The organism is Streptomyces araujoniae, assembly GCF_050871195.1.
In the GTDB taxonomy this organism is placed as follows: Bacteria; Actinomycetota; Actinomycetes; order Streptomycetales; family Streptomycetaceae; genus Streptomyces; species Streptomyces bacillaris.
In genome coordinates, this window is record NZ_CP194070.1 from 2,043,015 (window position 1) to 2,061,476 (window position 18,462).

The 18,462-nt window shown below is 71.5% G+C and carries 16 protein-coding genes; 12 read left to right on the top strand and 4 right to left on the bottom strand.

Annotated features, from left to right (window positions below; translation table 11 throughout):
- Positions 1-17: 17 nt before the first annotated feature.
- The gene (locus tag ACQ9ZG_RS08740) at positions 18-593 is read right to left on the bottom strand and encodes a hypothetical protein (protein WP_109916490.1); all 576 of its coding nucleotides are present in this window, start codon (positions 591-593) and stop codon (positions 18-20) included.
- Between the two features lie 146 nt (positions 594-739).
- Here ACQ9ZG_RS08740 and ACQ9ZG_RS08745 point away from each other — a divergent pair, with 146 nt between their 5' ends.
- Positions 740-1,555, top strand: a complete 816-nt coding sequence (locus tag ACQ9ZG_RS08745; protein ID WP_028415379.1) for a serine hydrolase domain-containing protein — start codon at positions 740-742, stop codon at positions 1,553-1,555.
- Positions 1,556-1,828: 273 nt separating this feature from the next.
- Here the strand turns inward: ACQ9ZG_RS08745 and ACQ9ZG_RS08750 are convergent, their stop codons facing one another.
- A complete protein-coding gene (locus ACQ9ZG_RS08750; RefSeq protein WP_109917209.1) occupies positions 1,829-2,443 on the bottom strand; it encodes a hypothetical protein in 615 nt (204 codons plus the stop codon).
- Between the two features lie 547 nt (positions 2,444-2,990).
- Here ACQ9ZG_RS08750 and ACQ9ZG_RS08755 point away from each other — a divergent pair.
- From ACQ9ZG_RS08755 to asnB, 5 genes are all read left to right on the top strand, one after another.
- Complete coding sequence (locus ACQ9ZG_RS08755) at positions 2,991-3,767, top strand: phytanoyl-CoA dioxygenase family protein (RefSeq protein WP_181398383.1); 777 nt, start codon at positions 2,991-2,993, stop codon at positions 3,765-3,767.
- A 181-nt stretch (positions 3,768-3,948) separates the two neighbouring features.
- On the top strand, positions 3,949-5,790 hold the full coding sequence (locus tag ACQ9ZG_RS08760; RefSeq protein ID WP_499280224.1) for an NAD-dependent epimerase/dehydratase family protein: 1,842 nt from the start codon (positions 3,949-3,951) through the stop codon (positions 5,788-5,790).
- On the top strand, positions 5,783-7,201 hold the full coding sequence (locus ACQ9ZG_RS08765; protein WP_109916100.1) for an MFS transporter: 1,419 nt from the start codon (positions 5,783-5,785) through the stop codon (positions 7,199-7,201). Before ACQ9ZG_RS08760 ends, ACQ9ZG_RS08765 begins: the two co-directional genes overlap by 8 nt.
- A 126-nt stretch (positions 7,202-7,327) precedes the next feature.
- A complete protein-coding gene (locus ACQ9ZG_RS08770) occupies positions 7,328-8,587 on the top strand; it encodes a nucleotide sugar dehydrogenase (protein ID WP_109916101.1) in 1,260 nt (419 codons plus the stop codon).
- Positions 8,588-8,662: 75 nt separating this feature from the next.
- Positions 8,663-10,498 carry an asparagine synthase (glutamine-hydrolyzing) gene (asnB, locus tag ACQ9ZG_RS08775; protein ID WP_109916102.1) on the top strand — a complete coding sequence of 612 codons (1,836 nt, stop codon included), beginning with the start codon at positions 8,663-8,665 and terminating at the stop codon, positions 10,496-10,498.
- Between the two features lie 156 nt (positions 10,499-10,654).
- Here asnB and ACQ9ZG_RS08780 read toward each other — a convergent pair whose 3' ends face one another.
- Entirely contained in the window at positions 10,655-11,323 is a 669-nt protein-coding gene (locus ACQ9ZG_RS08780) for a pirin family protein (RefSeq protein ID WP_109915214.1), read from the bottom strand.
- 282 nt (positions 11,324-11,605) lie between these two features.
- Between ACQ9ZG_RS08780 and ACQ9ZG_RS08785 the strand changes: the two genes are divergently transcribed.
- The 5 genes from ACQ9ZG_RS08785 to fabF all read left to right on the top strand — a co-directional run bounded on the left by ACQ9ZG_RS08785 (position 11,606) and on the right by fabF (position 16,508).
- Positions 11,606-12,805 (top strand): PucR family transcriptional regulator, encoded by a 1,200-nt coding sequence (locus ACQ9ZG_RS08785; protein ID WP_018486953.1) that lies wholly within the window; start codon positions 11,606-11,608, stop codon positions 12,803-12,805.
- Positions 12,806-12,894: 89 nt separating this feature from the next.
- Positions 12,895-13,812 (top strand): ACP S-malonyltransferase, encoded by a 918-nt coding sequence (locus tag ACQ9ZG_RS08790; RefSeq protein WP_018486954.1) that lies wholly within the window; start codon positions 12,895-12,897, stop codon positions 13,810-13,812.
- A gap of 13 nt (positions 13,813-13,825) precedes the next feature.
- Positions 13,826-14,857, top strand: coding sequence for a ketoacyl-ACP synthase III (locus ACQ9ZG_RS08795; protein WP_109915215.1), 1,032 nt, complete (start codon positions 13,826-13,828; stop codon positions 14,855-14,857).
- 63 nt (positions 14,858-14,920) lie between these two features.
- Positions 14,921-15,169 (top strand): acyl carrier protein, encoded by a 249-nt coding sequence (locus ACQ9ZG_RS08800; RefSeq protein WP_018486956.1) that lies wholly within the window; start codon positions 14,921-14,923, stop codon positions 15,167-15,169.
- Positions 15,170-15,245: 76 nt separating this feature from the next.
- Positions 15,246-16,508, top strand: a complete 1,263-nt coding sequence (gene fabF / locus ACQ9ZG_RS08805; RefSeq protein ID WP_109915216.1) for a beta-ketoacyl-ACP synthase II — start codon at positions 15,246-15,248, stop codon at positions 16,506-16,508.
- Positions 16,509-16,619: 111 nt separating this feature from the next.
- Here fabF and ACQ9ZG_RS08810 read toward each other — a convergent pair whose 3' ends face one another.
- Complete coding sequence (locus ACQ9ZG_RS08810; RefSeq protein ID WP_026237328.1) at positions 16,620-17,114, bottom strand: DUF3145 domain-containing protein; 495 nt, start codon at positions 17,112-17,114, stop codon at positions 16,620-16,622.
- Positions 17,115-17,514: 400 nt separating this feature from the next.
- On the opposite strand from ACQ9ZG_RS08810, the gene ACQ9ZG_RS08815 reads away from it, so the two are divergent.
- Complete coding sequence (locus tag ACQ9ZG_RS08815; protein WP_181398217.1) at positions 17,515-18,447, top strand: SGNH/GDSL hydrolase family protein; 933 nt, start codon at positions 17,515-17,517, stop codon at positions 18,445-18,447.
- The last annotated feature ends 15 nt before the right edge of the window (positions 18,448-18,462 follow it).

An 18,462-nucleotide genomic window follows, 5' to 3' on the forward strand; every position in this document is an offset into this window, starting at 1 on the left:
CAAGCGGAAAAGGAGGCTCAGAGCTCTTCCTCGGCCCGGGTGAGGGCGTCGGTGATCAGGCGGGTGGCGAAGTCCTGGTCCTCGGTGATGCGGTTGATGCACTCCGCGAGCAGGAAGGCGGTGGCCTCCAGCGGCGTGATCTCCGCCTCCGTCCAGTCCCCGTACTGCTGGCGCCAGAGGCTCGGGCTCAGGCCGGTGCCCGCGGCGATGACCAGACCGGCCATGGTGGGGATCGCCTCGGGGCGGATGCTGCGGGGCATCATGCGCATCGAGGTCACGAGCGTGGGGACCACGTACTCGATGACGTCCTTGCCGTGCTCCTCGTGGGCCTGCCGCAGCCACGTCATGAACAGGTAGATGAGGGTGCAGGCACCGTCCAGAAGTTCATGGACGCCGCCCGGCCCCAGGGAGTCGCCCACGTGCCCGGCCAGCTCACGGCGTTCGGCCTCGCTCGCGGCGCTGCCCTCGTCCTCGTCCTCGCTCTCGTCCTTACGCATACCGTCGTAGACGCTCTTGAGCCGGGAGTCGATCAACATGAGCGCCGCGCCCACATCACCGGCGGGTGCGTGCTGGGGGCCGAAGGGCGATGACACAGGTGACATGGGAGCCTCCTCGTACGGCTGCGCTGCGCAGCTTCTCGCCTCCGCACAGTAGCCGTCGAAGGGGGCGGGGATCGGCGGCTCCGGCACCTTTCGGACGCGGTGACGGGGCCGTCGGCGCGAACGTTAGGCTCGGTCCCATGGAGAGCTTGCGGATCATCGACACCTGGCCCGTCCCGACCGCGGCGGCCGCCGTCGTACGGGCGGACGGCACCGTCCTCGGTACGCACGGGCCCACTGCCCACCGCTTCCCCCTCGCCTCGGTCACCAAGCCGCTCGCGGCCTACGCGGCACTCGTGGCGTACGAGGAGGGGGCGATCGAGCTGGACGAACCGGCCGGGCCCGAGGGCTCCACGGTCCGCCACCTCCTGGCCCACACCAGCGGCCTCGCCTTCGACGAGCACCGGGTGACGGCCCCGCCCGGCAACCGCCGGCTCTACTCCAACGCGGGCTTCGAGGTGCTGGGCGACCACATCGCCAAGGCGACCGGCATCCCGTTCCCGGAGTATCTGCGCCAGGCCGTCCTGGAGCCGCTGGCGATGACGTCCACGTCCCTGGACGGCTCCCCCGCCCGTGACGGCGTCTCCACCGTGGACGACCTGGTCCGCTTCGCCGCCGAGGTCCAGGCCCCCCGCCTGCTCGACCCCCGTACGGTCCTGGAGGCCCAGAGCGTCGTGCACCCGGGCCTCAAGGGCGTCCTGCCGGGCTACGGCCACCAGAACCCGAACGACTGGGGCCTCGGCTTCGAGATCCGCGACGCCAAGTCCCCGCACTGGACGGGCGCATCCTCCTCCCCCGCGACCTTCGGCCACTTCGGCCAGTCGGGCACGTTCCTGTGGATCGACCCGGTGGCCGGCGCCGCCTGCGTGGCCCTGACCGACCGGGCCTTCGGGCCGTGGGCGGCGGAGGCGTGGACCCCGTTCACGGACGCGGTGCTGGCGGAGATCGCGGGCTGAACCCGGCCTGGCGCGGCCAACCGGCCGCCCCTACCGTTGCCCCATTCAGCCCGCGGTCTCCGCCCCTCACACCCCGGCCTTCCGTTTGTCCTCGCGGCCGCCCCGTCGCTTCGCCCCGCCCCCGTCACCGGCCCCGGTGACGGCGTTGGCCGGAATTGGCTCCCGCCCGCCGCCGTCCGGCTCGTCGCACCCGACCGGGGGCGGTGGCGGACGCGGCGGGGGCGCCTCGCAGGCCCCTCCGCCGCACCCGTCGGCGCCCGGCCCGTCGCCGCGTCAGGCCCTGTCGTCCGGGAACCAGGCGACCATCTCGCTGTACCGAGCCAGGGGCAGGTCGTCCGGGGAGAGCCAGTCCGTCTCCCCCACGCTCCATTCGAACTCCTGGTGACGGGCCGCGATGCCCTCGGCGAACTCCGCCGCCAGGCGGGACGCCTCGTACAGATCCTGGTCCGTGCTCTGCGAGCTGGCGGCGGCGATCACCCCCCGCACCTCCGCCGAATGCCCGTAGCGGAAGGCGCCCGTGCCGAGCAGATGCGGATCGGTGTGGACGGACGATCCGTTGTCGTGCCCGAGGCGCCGGTGCGCCGCGGCCTTGGCCGCCGCCTTCGGGAGGAACTGCCGCGCCTGCTCCCCCACCGTTATCGCGCCGAGAACCGCCTCCGTGTCGTCCGCCCGCGCGTCGGCCGTCGGGTCGAGGATGACGAAGCCCATGGCCGGACGCGGATAGGGGCCGCGCGGTGCCTGACCTTCCGCCGCGGTGTGGTTGCGGAGGATGCTTTCGGCCCGACGGCGGCCCAGCTCCGACAACAGAGCGACGAGTTCCGCTTCGCCCAGCATGTAGGCATAGGGGTTGTGGTGCACTGCCGCTTGCACGCGCAGGGCTTTGGTCATGGTTCTCTCCAATACGGCCTGAAGTGAATTATGAAACCTTGATGCAGAGTGGCTGGAAGTCGACGTTCAGCACCTCATAAGCAAGGAGTGGACGCCGGGAAACGGCGCACAGGACTGGCCGAGCGACTGGTTTCCACATTTCGGACACACCCTCACCCAACTGTCTCGATGACGTCGACAACTGCATCGGAACGACGGCGAATTTCAGCCCCATCCCCCGTGGATCATGTCGGCAGATGAACACCCCGGCAAGACCATTGCATCTCACAATGAACGATTCATCGTTCTCAGCGACCTTCTGACCTGCACTTTCACCAAAGAGCGGAAGCGTCCATTCAGCTTTCGGCGCCGGGGCTTACACCTAAAAGCGGTTGACCGAGATCTGGCCGTGACGTAACTTTCGTTCGGCCCCAGGCGGTCTAGACCAAGCCAAAGGGGCGTCGAACTCTTCCCATTGACCATCATGTCTTCGTCGTGGGCTGCCCCGTTTTCCGGAAGACTCAGGACGGGTGGAGTGCGCAGCGAAGAGGACGAAGGGCTGCACATCTTGACCACGCAGACGATTTCCAGCATCGCACAGAGGTTCGCCGATGACGGATTCACCCCCGTAGGAAGGCTCATATCCACCGCGGACCTCGCTCAGTACCGGGACATCTACGACCGATTCCTCAGCGGCGACATCGAATCGGGCGAAAAACGCACCGACCTCGGATCGCATGTCGAGCGCAAGGAGGGCGTGCGGGAGAACATCACCCAGATCATCTGGCCGTCGGCGCTCCACCCGCCGCTGAAGGATCTGCCGCTGCACGAGAAGGCGCTCTCCGCGGCCCGCGAACTCATCGGGCCGGACGCCGAACTCGACTTCGACATGATGATCCACAAGGCTCCGCACACGGCCGTTCCCACGCCCTGGCACCAGGACGCCGCCTACTGGGTGGACATGCCAGACAAGCGTGCGGTGTCGATCTGGATCGCGCTGGACGACGCGGATCTGGACAACGGCTGCATGTGGTACGTCCGGGGATCCCACCTGGAGCCGCTGCGGCCGCACCACCCCACGAGCGACGGCAAGAACATCGAGTGCGACTGCTCCGAGGACGAGCCGGGGGCGACGCCCGTACCGGTGCGGGCAGGCGAGGCGGTGGCCCACTCCGGGAGCACACTGCACTACTCCCGCGGCAACACCACGGACGGCGTGCGCCGCGCGTACATCCTCAACTACCGCCCCGCCGCGATGATCGAACTCGAGCGGCAGATGGGCGCCGACCACGGACTCAACGAGAACGTGCGAAAGGTCCGCAACTCCGACGCGACCGAGCAGTGAACCGGTCGGCGGACTGACCTGCTGAGCCGGCCGGCCGCAGGCCCGCCCGTACCCGCGCTCACCCTTCCACCTCCCACCGAGGACGCTCCGCCCGGCCGCGCCGACGTTTCCGACGGCCCGGCCGGGCCCTGAACGGCCAGAAAGGCAAGCCGTGAACGCTGTCACGCTGACAGGTGCTGTGATGACCCACCCGAGGAGGATCTCCGCCGCCGGGGAGATAGCGGCCAAGGACCCCCGGGGACGTATCCAGGTGGTGCAGGACCCGGACCCCTCCGGCCCGCCCACCGCGCTGCGCACCGCCAACCCCTCCTGGAGCTGTGTCGGGGACGCGGCGACGCACCACATCGTGTTCCAGGACGACGTGATCCTGGCCCGGGGGTTCTTCGACCATGTGGAGAAGGCCGCCGCCGCGGTCCCGGGAGAGGCGGTCGCCTTCTACGAGGGGTGGGAGGGCCGGAACAGCGGAGTGGTCCGCCTCGGAGCACTCACCGGAGCCTCCTGGGCCTACGCGGTCGACGAGCACGTCCCCTCGCTGGCGCTGATGCTGCCGGCCGAAGCCGCCCGCGGCTACGCGCGGTTCGCGGCGGAGCACGGTGACGGCTGGCCCTACGACGTCGTCATCCAGCGGTATCTGAAGGCGCTCGGCATCCCCGTGCGGATCGCGGTCCCCAGCACCGTCGACCACGACGACGTGCCGAGCCTCGCGGGCAACAGCAAGCACGGCTGGCGCCGGGCCACCTACTTCACCGATGCCGCGGCCGATGTCGTCTCCCCCGACTGCGCCTCGTTCCCCGTCGTCCCCTTCTACCAGTACGGCGAGTCCAAGTGCGCGGTGCGCCAGGACGGGCGCTGGGAGTACCTGGACACCGACCGCTACCTGCGGCGCCTCGGCCTGGCCGAGCGGTGCGACGCCGACTTCGCCGGGGCCGGAGAACCGGACCTGCCCGACGAGGTACGCCGACAGGTGTGGCTGACGGCCTTCGCCACCGGAGTCGCGGTCGCCGGTGCGACCGGGCGCGAGCCGGACCCCGAGGCGGCCGCGGCCGTCATGGACTCGTTGGGCCCCGGCGGCCTGTGCGAGGAGTACACCGACGCCGAGCTGCTGCCCATGATTCCGCGTATCCGGGCACTGGCCCTGGCCGCCCTCGCCGCCGGCCGCACCGCCCACGGCACCGGCGCACGGCCCGACGCCCCCGCCGCGACGGTCGTCGTCACCGGAGGCGCACCGGCCCTCGGGGCGGAGCTGGCGCGGCTGCTCACCGACGCGGGCCGGCCCGCCGCGTACAGCGAGCGGCTGGGCGGCGGACGGGGGCAGGAGGTCCACACCGTGGTCCACCTCGGTGACCCGTCCGGGAGCACCTACGCCGTGGAGGACCTGCTGGCCGAAGCCGAGAAGGCCGGAACGCGCCGCCTGGTCCACATCGGCTCGGCGGAGGTGTACCGGGGCTCCGCCGCCGACGAGTGCGCGGAGGACACGGTGACCGAGCCGCCGCGGGATCCGGTCGCCCGCGCCTGGTGGAACGACGAGCAGGCGTGCCTGCGATGGGGCGGCGAGACGGGCGTCCCCGTGCAGCTCGTCCGGCTCGCCGAGCAGGTGGGCCGGCACGCCCCGGTGCGCGGGGTGCTCGCCACCTGGATGCTCCAGGCGTGGACCCGCCGCTCCATGACCCTGGTGGAGGGCCGGGTGCACCAACTGGTCGACCACCGCGACGCGGCGGAGGCGATCGCCGCCGTCCTCGCCGCCCCCGTGCGGTCCACCGTCTACAACGTGGCCTCCGCCCGCTTCGACGAGGAGCGGCTGGCCGAACTCGCCGCGGAGACGGCCCGGCTGACGGCGTGGGAGCGGACCTCGGGCGAGGACACGGCGCACACGCCGCCCATGAGCACGGAACTGATCACGGCCGAGACCGGCTGGCGCGCGTCCGCCCCGCTGCGGAACGGCGCCCGCGCCCAGGCGCAGTGGCTGGCCTGCGACACCCATGACGAACTCTCCGATCTACTGCAACAGGACACCGATGGCTGAGGAACAGACCCTTCGACCGCCGAGCGACACCCAGCCGGGGATCTTCTCGCGGCAGTACGCACCGGCGACCCTGACCTTCGCCGCGGTGATGTTCCTGACCGGCTTCGCCGCGCTGGCCGTGGTGCCCACGCTGCCGACGGCCGCCCAGGATCTGGACGGGGTCTCCCTGTTCCCCCTGGTGGCGGGCAGCTTCGTGGCGGCCAGCCTGCTCGGTGGCGTACTGGGCGGGCACTGGGCGGACCGTTCCGGTGCCCGGCGTCCGCTGGCGCTGGGCATGATCCTCTCCGTGGTGACGCTGCTGGTGTCGGCGTCCAGCCTGTCGATCTGGCAGCTGGTGATCGGCCGCTTCGTGGACGGGCTGGCGGCCGGGATGGTCGCGGTGTCCGTGACGACCGCCATCGGCCAGTCGTACCCGGAGTACCTGCGGCCCCGGATGCTCGCGATGATGAGCGCGAGCTGGATCATTCCGTCCCTGGTCGGCCCGCCGATCGCCGGGGTCGTCTCCGAGGCCTGGTCCTGGCGGGTGGTCTTCTACGGCCTGGCCGTGCTGACCGCGCTGCCCTCGATCGCCCTGGTGGCGGTGCTCCGCCGGGCCCCGGCCGGTTCCGGCGCCGACGCCGAGGACCCGGTCCCGGTCGATCTCCCGCCCGAGGAGGAACGCGCCTCCAGGCCCCCGGTGCTGGTCGCCGCGATGCTCAGTCTGGGCGCGGCGCTCGGCCAGTACGGGGTCTCCGGGTGGGACGTGCGCCACCTGCTCTTCGTCGTCACCGGCGTCGCGCTCCTGGTGGTCTTCGCCCCCCGTCTGCTGCCGAAGGGCACGTGGCGCAGCGCCCGTGGTCTGCCCACCGCCGTACTGCTGCGCGGACTGACCTCCGGCACGTATTTCACCGTCGAGGCGCTGGTGCCGCTGATGCTGATCACCGAGCGGAAGGTCGCCGCGGTCACGGTCGGTGTGGCGTTCACGGCCTCCGCGGTGCTGTGGGCGGGCGCGGCGTGGGTGCAGGGGAAGCTCCTCCAGAACGTCGCCCGGCACCGCCTCGTCACCGCCGGTGCGCTGATCATGGCGGCGTCCGTGGCCTTCGCCATCGCGGGCAGCTTCGGCGGGATGTCGCCGGTGCTGGCCATGGTGGCCATGCCCCTGGCGGCGATCGGGATGGGGATGCTCGACCCCTGCGTCACGGTGCTCTCGCTCTCCCACAGTGCACCGGACCGGCTGGGCCACACCACCAGCGCCATGCAGACCAACATGAACCTCGGGCAGGTCGTCGTCCTGGCGTTCGCGACCGCCGTGCTCAACGCGGGCCTCGCCGCGGGGACCGGTCAGCTCGGCGGATACGCGATCACCTTCTCGCTGCTGCTCCTGCCGCCCCTGCTGGTCGCCTCACTGGCCGTCCGGGCACGCAACGACTGACCCGCGGCGGGCGCCCGGGCGGATCTCCCGCTTCGCCGTGCGGCGTCGCACCGTCCCGTACGGCGCGCCTCCCCGTGTCCCGTCGCCCCCTTCTCCGTACGTCCCACCTTCCCGAAAGGCAGCACTGTGCGCAGTGACCTGGTTGTCATAGGCCTCGGCTACGTAGGCCTGCCCCTCGCCGTGGAGGCCGGCCGTTCCGGTCTGAGCGTCGTCGGCCTCGACCGTGACGCCGCGACCGTCGCCCGGCTCAACGACGGTATCTCCCATGTCGATGACATCGACGACGCCACCGTGGCCGAACTGCGGGCCCAGGGGTTCACGGCCACGACGGACGAGAGCGTCATCGCGGAAGCGGACACCGTGGTGATCTGCGTCCCCACCCCGCTGGCGGAGCACGGCGGACCGGAGCTGGTCATGGTCGAGAGCGCCTGCGCCGCGATCAGCCGGCACCTGACGCCCGGGACCCTGGTGGTCCTGGAGTCGACCACGTACCCGGGCACTACGGAAGAGGTGGTCCTGCCCATCCTGGAGGGATCCGGGCTCCGCGCGGGCACCGACTTCCACCTGGCGTTCTCGCCGGAGCGGGTGGACCCCGGCAACAAGATCTACGGCATCCGCAACACCCCGAAGGTCGTCGGTGGTTACACGCAGGACTGCACCACGACCGCGGCGGCCTTCTACGGGAAGCTCGTCGACCAGGTCGTCCAGGCCTCGGGCACCCGCGAGGCCGAGATGGCGAAGCTGATCGAGAACACCTACCGGCACGTCAACATCGCCCTGGTCAACGAGATGGCGATCTTCTCCCACGAACTGGGTATCGACCTGTGGGACGCCATCTCCTGCGCGTCCACCAAGCCCTTCGGCTACCAGGCCTTCCGCCCCGGCCCCGGGGTGGGCGGCCACTGCATCCCGATCGACCCCAACTACCTCGCGCACAAGGTCCGTACGCTCGGCTACCCCTTCCGGATGGTCGAACTCGCCCAGGAGATCAACGCCCGGATGCCCCGGTACGTCGTCGAGCGGGCGCAGCAGCTCCTGGACCACAGCGGCACCACGCTGAGCGGGGCACAGGTCCTGCTGCTGGGCGTCACCTACAAGGCGGACATCGCCGACCAGCGGGAGACCTCGGCCCGCGACGTGGTCCGCAGGCTGCGCACGCTCGGGGCCGAGGTCGTCTACCACGACCCCCACGTGGGGAGCTGGGAGGTGGACGGCACTCCGGTCCGCGCCGTCACGGACCTGGACGGCGCGCTGGGCGACGCGGACATCTCCATCCTGCTCCAGCGCCACTCGGCGTACGACCTGGCGGCAATCGAGAGCCGGGCCCGGCTGCTGCTCGACACCCGGGGGTCGGCGCGCCCGCAGTCGCACGTCGTACGGCTGTGACCTCGGGCGGCGCCGGTGCCGCCTCCCTCTCCTCTTTCACCCATAACGCCCCCGTCAATTTCAGGAGTTCTTCGAATGTGCGGTATTGCAGGGTGGGTCGACTTCGCGCGCCCCGTGGACCGGGACGTCGCGCGGGCCATGACGGACACGATGGCCCGCCGGGGTCCGGACGCCGAAGGCGTCTGGATCGCGGACCATGTCGCCCTGGGCCACCGGCGCCTCTCCGTCATCGACCTGGAGGGCGGCTGCCAGCCGATGACCTCGGGTGAGACGCCCGGCTCGCGCGCCGCGCTCACCTACAGCGGCGAGACCTACAACTTCCAGGAGCTCCGCTCCCAGCTGGTCTCCCTGGGGCACAGCTTCACCACGCGCAGCGACACCGAGGTCGTCCTGCGGGCCTACCTCCAGTGGGGTCCCGCGCTCGTCACCCGGCTGGAAGGCATCTACGCCTTCGCGGTCTGGGACCAGGACAAGGAGGAGCTGCTGCTCGTCCGGGACCGGATGGGCGTGAAGCCGCTGTACTACGCGGAGACCCCGTCCGGTGTGCTCTTCGGCTCCGAGCCCAAGGCCATCCTCGCCCACCCCGCCTTCAAGGCCGTCCTGGACGCCGAAGGACTGCGGGACATCCTCTCGGTGGCCAAGGTCCCCGGCCACGCGATCTTCCGCGGTATGCGGGAGGTCCCGGCCGGCTGCACGGTGCGCGTCAACCGGGCGGGCCTCACCGAGGACCGGTACTGGCAGCTGGAGGTCGCCGACCACACCGACTCGCTGGAGCGGACCGTCCACACGGTGCGCGAGCTGCTCGAATCGGTCGTGGAGCAGCAGATGATCTCCGACGTACCGCTGTGCACCCTGCTCTCGGGGGGACTCGACTCCAGCTCCCTGACCGCACTCGCCGCCCAGGTGAGCCGCGCCAAGGGCCAGGGGCGTATCCGGTCCTGCTCGGTGAGCGACCCGGACCTGGACGGAACGGCCGGCGAAGGGGCCAACGAGGACCACATCTACGCCCGGCTGCTGGCCGAGCATGTCGGCTCCCTCCACAGCGAGTTGCCTCTGCGGGCGCCCGACCTGCTCGACCCGGCCCTGCGGTCCTCCGTCCTGAAGGCCTACGACCTCCCGATCGCGAAGGGCGACGAACACGCCTCCCTGCACCTGCTGTTCGACATCGTCCGGCAGCACTCGACGGTGGCGCTCTCCGGGGAGTGCGGCGACGAGGTGTTCGGCGGCTACCGCTGGCAGCGCCAGGAGGACGTGGTGCTCTCCTCCACCTTCCCGTGGGTGTACGAGGGGCGGCAGAACTACCAGGGCAACGACGGCGTCTTCACTCCGGATCTGCTCGCCAAGCTGGACCTGGACACCTACGAGCGCGACTGCCACAGCGCGGCGGTGGCCGAGATCTCCGCGGGCGACCGCATCGCCGACCCCACCGAGGCCCGCTACCGGGAGGTCACCTACCTCGCCCTCACCCGCCACGCGCAGGTGCTGTTCGACCGCAAGGACCGCATGAGCATGGCCTGTGGTCTGGAGGTCCGGGTACCCTTCGCCGACCACCGGCTCGTCGAGTACACCTTCAACGTGCCCTGGGCGATGAAGAGCTTCGACGGCAGGGAGAAGAGCCTGCTGCGCGCGGCGATGAAGGACCTGCTGCCCGAGGCGGTCGCCCAGCGCATCAAGACCCCCTATCCCTCCATCAGGGCGGACGCCTACAACCGGACGCTCCGCGAGCGTCTGGCGGCGGTGATCCTCGACGGATCGAGCCCGCTCGCCCCGCTCCTGTCGTCCGCCACGCAGGCGCGGGTCCGCGGCCAGGGGGCGGCGGCTCTGGAGAGCGGCATGAGCAGGGCGGCGCTGGAGACCACCCTGCAACTCGACGACTGGCTGCGCACCTACGACGTCGACGTCGTGCTCTGACGCGAACCGTCGAGCCGCACACCCCGCTCCCTCGGCCCGCCCCGGCGGCCGTGCCCGCGACATCGGGCCACGGCCGCCGGGGCGGTTCCCGTCGGGGGCGGTCCCGGCGGACGGCCCGTCATGGGTTCGGGGCCCCGGCCGCCGCCCCCGTACCGGTCACCCGGCCAGCTCCCACACCAGCAGCTCCGCCGCCCCCGCCCCCTCCACCGCGACCGCCTCCAGACCCTCGGCACCGACTGCCCGGGCCGCGTCCCCGGCCGCCAACTCCTGGCCGTCCAGGCGGATTCGGCCCCGCACCACATGGGCGTACAGGCGCGGCGCGTCCGGCAGGGCGGTGCGCCCGCCCTCCGTCAGCCGCCGTACGTGCAGCAACGCACCGGAGGCGGGCAGGGCGTACGAGCCGGCCGGATCCGCGAGGGCGGGGGTGACCGTGTACGAGGGCGTGCCACCCGACTCCAGAGGGGCCAGCCACATCTGGAGGAAGGTCAACGGGACGTCGCCGTCGTTGCGTTCGACGTGGCGGACTCCGGCGGCGGCGCTCAGGTGGGCCAGGTCCCCGGCCCGTACGACGGTGGAACGGCCCGTCGAATCGCGGTGGGTCAGCTCGCCCTCGACCACCCAGGTGACGATCTCCGTATGGCTGTGCGGATGCTCGTCGAACCCCGCGCCGGGGGCGAGGCGCTCCTCGTTGCAGGCCAGGACCGGGCCGAAGCGGAGGTTGTCGGGGTCGTAGAAGGAGCCGAAGGAGAGGGCGTGCCGGGTCTCGATGCCGGCGTCCGGCTCACCGCCCCGGTAGCGGTCCTCGGACCTGTGTACGGAGATCACCCGGCCACGGTAGCCCGGAGGACGGTCACGCGGCGGCCCTGTCCAGGAACGGAGGCCGCCGGTCCGGGCGGTGGCGCGGCGGTTCCGTACGGGGCGGAGGCCGCCGGTCCGGGCGGCGGCGCGGCGGCCTCGTACGGGGACGGAGGCTGACGGTCCGCATGGTGGCACGGCGGTCCCGTACGGGGCGGAGGCCGACGGTCCGGGCGCTCCCGTACCCGCCGGTAGGGCGGACCGTCGCCCCGCCCCACCGAACCACCGGCCCGATAAGGCAGTCTTGTCCTCGTGCCCCGACCCGATCCTGAGCAGCCCGCCGCCCACGACGCCCACCTGCATGCCGCGACCCTGAAACGGCTGGAGCAGTCCTCCGGCCGGCTGGCCGCCAACGCGATTGCCCGTATGGACGAATCGCTGCCGTGGTACCGGGCGATGCCCCCGGAGAACCGGTCCTGGATCGGCCTGGTCGCCCAGGCCGGTATCGCGGCGTTCACCGAGTGGTTCCGGCATCCGGAGACCCCGCAGGCCATCTCGACCGACGTGTTCGGCACGGCCCCGCGTGAGCTGACCCGGGCGATCACCCTGCGGCAGACCGTCGAGATGGTGCGGACGACGATCGAGGTCATGGAGGCCGCGATCGAGGAGGTGGCCGCGCCGGGCGACGAGTCCGTGCTGCGGGAGGCGCTGCTCGTCTACGCGCGCGAGATCGCCTTCGCCACCGCCCAGGTCTACGCCCAGGCCGCCGAGGCCCGGGGCGCCTGGGACGCGCGGCTGGAATCGCTGGTGGTGAACGCGGTGCTCTCCGGGGAGGCGGACGAAGGCGCCGTCTCCCGGGCCGCCGCGCTCGGCTGGAACTCCCCCGAGCACGTCTGCGTCATCCTCGGCACCGCACCCGACGGGGACAGCGAGCTGACCGTGGAGGCGATCCGCCGGGCCGCCCGGCACGCCAAGCTCCAGGTCCTCACCGGGGTGCTCGGCAACCGGCTCGTCGTCATCGCGGGCGGCAGCGACAATCCGCTCCAGGTGGCGAAGGGCCTGATCGGGCCGTACGCGGCCGGGCCGGTGGTCGCCGGACCCGTCGTGCCGGACCTGCTGGCCGCCACCCGGTCCGCGCAGGCGGCGGCCGCCGGGCTCAAGGCGTGCCTCGCGTGGCAGGACGCGCCGCGCCCGGTGCTGGCGGACGATCTCCTGCCGGAGCGCGCGATGGCCGGTGACCCGGCGGCGCGGGAGCAGTTGGTGGAGGAGATCTACAGACCGCTGGAGGAAGCCGGTTCCGCGCTCCTGGAGACGCTGAGTGTCTATCTGGAGCAGGCGAGCAGTCTGGAAGGGGCGGCACGGATGCTTTTCGTGCATCCCAACACCGTGCGCTACCGGCTGCGACGTGTGACCGACGTCACCGGATGGTCACCCTCCGATGTCCGCTCCGCGTTCACCCTGCGGATCGCCCTGATTCTGGGGCGCTTGGCCGCGGTGGATCAGCAGTCCTAGACTTTTGTTGGACTTCAACAATTCCCCTGACGGTTCTTCGTCCCTGTCCCCACGGGCGGCCGGAGCCGTCCACAAGAGAGAGTGTGAGGGTGCTCGTACTCGTCGCTCCCGGCCAAGGCGCTCAGACGCCCGGCTTCCTGACTCCCTGGCTCGACCTCCCCGGTGCCGCCGACCGCATCGCGGCCTGGTCCGACGCCATCGGGCTCGACCTTGCCCACTACGGCACGCAGGCGGACGCGGACGCGATCCGCGACACGGCCGTGGCCCAGCCGCTCCTGGTCGCCGCCGGACTGCTCTCCGCGGCCGCCCTCGACGCCGCTTCCCCTGACGTCGTCGCAGGTCACAGCGTCGGTGAGATCACCGCCGCGGCGATCGCCGGCGTCTTCGACGACGAGGCGGCACTCCGCTTCGTCCGCACCCGGGGGCTCGGCATGGCCGAGGCCGCCGCGGTCACCGAGACCGGTATGGCGGCCCTGCTCGGCGGCGACCCCGCCGTCACGGTCCCGCACCTGGAGAAGCTCGGCCTCACCCCCGCCAACGTCAACGGGGGCGGCCAGATCGTCGCCGCCGGCACCGCGGCCCAGATCGCCGCCCTGGAGGCCGACAAGCCCGAGGGTGTCCGCCGGGTCGTCGCGCTGAAGGTGGCCGGCGCGTTCCACACGCATCACATGGCCCCGGCCGTGGAGAAGCTGCGCGCGGCCGTCGGGGACCTCACGGTCACCGACCCGACCGTGACGTACGTGTCCAACGCCGACGGCCACACCGTCGCCACCGGCACCGAGGTCGTCGCCCGGCTGGTCGGCCAGGTCGCCAACCCGGTCCGCTGGGACCTGTGCATGGAGACCTTCCAGAAGCTCGGCGTCACCGCGCTGGTCGAGCTGAGCCCCGGCGGGACCCTCACCGGGCTCGCCAAGCGGGCCCTGCCCGGCGTGCGGACGCTCGCGCTCAAGACACCCGACGACCTCGACGCTGCCCGCGCGCTCATCTCCGAGCACGCGGGCGCCTAAGGAGCCCGAGAGCATGTCGAAGATCAAGCCCAGCAAGGGCGCCCCGTACGCGCGCATCCTCGGGGTCGGCGGCTACCGCCCGACCCGGGTCGTGCCGAACGAGGTGATCCTCGAGACGATCGACTCCTCCGACGAGTGGATCCGCTCCCGCTCCGGCATCGTCACCCGCCACTGGGCCTCCGAGGAGGAGACCGTGGCCGCGATGTCGATCGAGGCGTCCGGAAAGGCCATCGCCGACGCGGGCATCGCGCCCGAGCAGATCGGCGCGGTCGTCGTCTCGACCGTCTCGCACTTCAAGCAGACGCCGGCCGTCGCCACCGAGATCGCCCACAAGATCGGTTCGGGCAAGCCCGCCGCCTTCGACATCTCGGCCGGCTGCGCGGGTTTCGGCTACGGCCTCACCCTCGCCAAGGGCATGATCGTCGAGGGTTCGGCGGAGTACGTCCTCGTGATCGGCGTGGAGCGGCTCAGCGACCTGACCGACCTGGAGGACCGCGCGACGGCCTTCCTCTTCGGTGACGGCGCGGGCGCGGTCGTCGTCGGCCCCTCCCAGGAGCCGGCCATCGGCCCGACGGTCTGGGGCTCCGAGGGCGACAAGTCCGAGACCATCAAGCAGACGGTGGCCTGGAACGACCTGCACGTCGGCGACGTCTCCAAGCTGCCTCTCGACTCCAAGGGCGAGATCAAGTTCCCGGCCATCACCCAGGAGGGCCAGGCGGTCTTCCGCTGGGCCGTCTTCGAGATGGCGAAGGTCGCCCAGCAGGCGCTGGACGCGGCCGGGATCGCCCCGGAGGACCTGGACGTCTTCATCCCGCACCAGGCCAACATGCGGATCATCGACTCGATGGTGAAGACCCTGAAGCTGCCGGAGCACGTCACGGTCGCCCGTGACATCGAGTCCACCGGCAACACGTCCGCCGCCTCGATCCCGCTCGCGATGGAGCGGCTCCTGGCGACCGGTCAGGCGAAGAGCGGCGACACCGCGCTCGTCATCGGCTTCGGGGCGGGTCTCGTCTACGCCGCGACGGTCGTTACCCTCCCCTAGGCACACCGGACCTTCCGGTCCGTGCGTACGAACACCGAACAAACCCACCGAAGGAGCGCCAAGATGGCCGCCACGCAGGAAGAGATCGTCGCCGGTCTCGCCGAGATCGTCAACGAGATCGCCGGGATCCCGGTCGAGGACGTCCAGCTGGACAAGTCCTTCACCGACGACCTGGACGTCGACTCGCTGTCCATGGTCGAGGTCGTCGTCGCCGCCGAGGAGCGCTTCGACGTCAAGATCCCCGACGAGGACGTCAAGAACCTCAAGACGGTCGGCGACGCTGCCGACTACATCCTGAAGCACCAGGGCTGATCCCAGCCCGGCTGTGTCGCCACCCGGCGGTGGCGCCGCTGATTCACGACCCTCTACACGTGGAGAAGATTTTCCAGTGAACTCGACCAATCGCACCGTGGTCGTCACCGGTATCGGCGCAACCACTCCGCTGGGTGGCGACTCCGCATCGACCTGGGAAGGTCTGATGGCCGGCCGGTCCGGCGTCAAGCCTCTCGAAGGCGAGCGTTTCGCCGAACTGCCCGTCCGGATCGCCGCCCTCGCGGCCGTCGACCCGAACGACGTACTCCCCCGCCCGCTCGCCCGCAAGCTGGACCGCTCGGCGCAGTTCGCGCTGATCGCGGCCCGCGAGGCCTGGGCGGACGCGGGCTTCACCGCCAAGGCCGGCGAGGACGAGTCCATCGCCCCCGAGCGGCTCGGCTCCGTCATCGCCTCCGGCATCGGCGGCGTGACCACCCTGCTCGACCAGTACGACGTGCTGAAGGAGAAGGGCGTACGCCGCGTCTCCCCGCACACCGTTCCCATGCTCATGCCCAACGGCCCGGCGGCCAACGTCGGCCTGGAGGTCAACGCCCAGGCCGGTGTCCACACCCCGGTCTCCGCCTGCGCGTCCGGCGCCGAGGCCATCGGGTACGCCGTCGAGATGATCCGCACCGGCCGGGCCGACGTGGTCGTGGCCGGCGGCACCGAGGCGGCGATCCACCCGCTGCCGATCGCGGCCTTCGCCAACATGATGGCGATGTCCAAGAGCAACGACGAGCCGGAGAAGGCCTCGCGCCCGTACGACACCGGCCGGGACGGCTTCGTCCTCGGTGAGGGCGCGGGCGTCGTCATCCTGGAGTCGGCCGAGCACGCCGCCAGGCGCGGTGCCAGGGTCTACTGCGAGGTGCTGGGACAGGGTCTGTCGGCCGACTCCCACCACATCGCGCAGCCCGAGCCGACCGGGCGCGGGATCGCCGCCGCGATGCAGAACCTGCTGGACAACAGCGACCTCAAGCCGTCCGAGGTGGTCCACCTCAACGCGCACGCCACGTCGACGCCGCAGGGTGACATCGCGGAGATCAAGGCGCTGCGGAAGGTGCTGGGCGACGACCTGGACCATGTCGCGATCTCGGCGACGAAGTCGATGACGGGGCACCTGCTGGGTGGCGCCGGCGGTATCGAGACCGTCGCGACGGTGCTCGCGCTGCACCACCGCACCGCCCCGCCGACCATCAACGTGGACGACCTCGACGAGGCGATCGACGCGGACGTCGTGCGCGGCGAGCCCCGGCCGCTGCCCGAGGGGCCGATCGCGGCGATCAACAACTCGTTCGGGTTCGGCGGGCACAACGTGGTGCTGGCGTTCCGGTCCGTGTAGCCCGTGGCCTTACGGGTGAAGCCCGCTTCCCGGTTCCCGGGAGGCGGGCTTCGTCACGTACGGGCGCCTGGGGCCGATGGCGGAGCGGGCCCGGGGGCAGAGCCTTGGGAACTAGACGACCTGGTGCAGCCAGCGGACCGGCGCGCCCTCGCCCGCGTGGCGGAAGGACTCCAGCTCGTCGTCCCACGGCTTGCCGAGCAGGGAGGCGATCTCCGCCTCCAGGTCGCTCTCGCCCCGCGTCGAGCGGGCCAGCGCGGCGCGCAGCCGGTCCTCGGGGATCAGGATGTCGCCGTGCATGCCGGTGACGGCGTGGAAGATGCCGAGGCCGGGGGTGGAGCTGTAGCGCTCGCCCTCGGCGGTGGGGCACGGCTCGGCGGTCACCTCGAAGCGGAGCAAGTCCCAGCCGCGCAGGGCCGAGGCGAGCTGCGAGGCGGTGCCGACGCGGCCCTTCCAGGAGAATTCGGACCGCCAGGTGCCGGGCGAGGCCGGCTGTCTGATCCAGTCCAGCTGGACCCGCACACCGAGGACGCCCGCCACTGCCCATTCGACATGTGGGCACAGCGCGCGCGGTGCGGAGTGAACGTACAGGACTCCACGTGTCGTCACCGGAACCTCCCGTGTGGGACGAGGTACGCCTTCCCCAGCGGCCTCGCGTCCGTACCGTCTCTTTCCGGCCAGGGCCCGAGGTTGTCATCAGTAAACAGCATCGGGAGTTAATCTCCTGAAAAGGGACAGTGTGTGACGTGACGTAATGTACCGGAGCCGCCCGCCCCGGCGAGGGCGGAAGCGGTGCCGCTGGTCCGACGGGGAAAAGCTACCGTGCGCAGGGGCCGTCCGTGTGACGTACCGTCGGTCCCGGGCCACTGATTCACCCGCTTTCACCCGCCAGGGCGCGCACCCCCGCGACCTGGGGATCGTGGGCGTGCCGGGGGCATGACCAGAGGCATAAACCAGGGGTCGACCGGAGGGGATCAGCGAGATGGCGGAGCGTGCGACACGCCCTCGGATGCGCGGGGCCGGGGCGGCGGTTCTCGCGCTGTCGTTCGTGGGCGTCGCCGCGCTCGCCGGGTGCGGCGGTGACGGGCCGGGGGACGGTCCGGGTGACGGCGTGTCACGGAACGCGGCGGCCCCCTCGTCCGGAGCCTCACCCTCCGCCTCGCCGACGCCCTCCCCCTCGTCCGCCTCCGGCTGGAATCCGGCCCCCGGGTCCGTGGCGGCCGTCGGGGACTCCATCACCCGGGGGTTCGACGCCTGCTCGATGCTGGCGGACTGCCCCGAGGTGTCCTGGGCGACCGGCAGCGACCGCCTGGTGCGCAGCGTCGCCGTACGGCTGCTCGGGGAGGAGAAGGCGGCGGACCGCAGCTGGAACCACGCGGTCTCCGGGGCCCGGATGGTGCAGCTGCCGGAGCAGATGGCGCTGGCGGCGAAGGAGCGGCCCGAACTGGTCACGGTGATGATCGGCGCGAACGACGCCTGCCGGGACTCGGTGCGGCTGATGACACCGGTCGAGGACTTCCGGGCGTCGTTCGAGGCGTCGATGCGGCAGCTGCGGGCCGGGGCGCCGAAGGCCCGGGTGTACGTGGCCAGCGTGCCGGACCTGAAGCGGCTCTGGTCGACCGGGCGGACCAACGAGACCGGCAAGCGGATCTGGGAGCTGGGGGTCTGCCGGTCCATGCTGGCCGACGCCGACGACCTGGGCCCGGCCGCCGTGGCCCGGCGGGAGGCCGTACAGGAGCGGGTGGTGGCGTACAACGAGGTGCTGCGGGACGTCTGCGCGAAGGACCGGTACTGCCGGTACGACGGCGGGGCGGTCTTCGGCTTCCGCTTCACCGGGGCGCAGCTCAGCCCGTGGGACTGGTTCCACCCGAGCCGGGACGGGCAGGCCCGGCTGGCGGAGATCGCGTACCGCAACATCACGGCGGCCGAGCCACCCGCGTAGGCCGGCGCCTCCCGA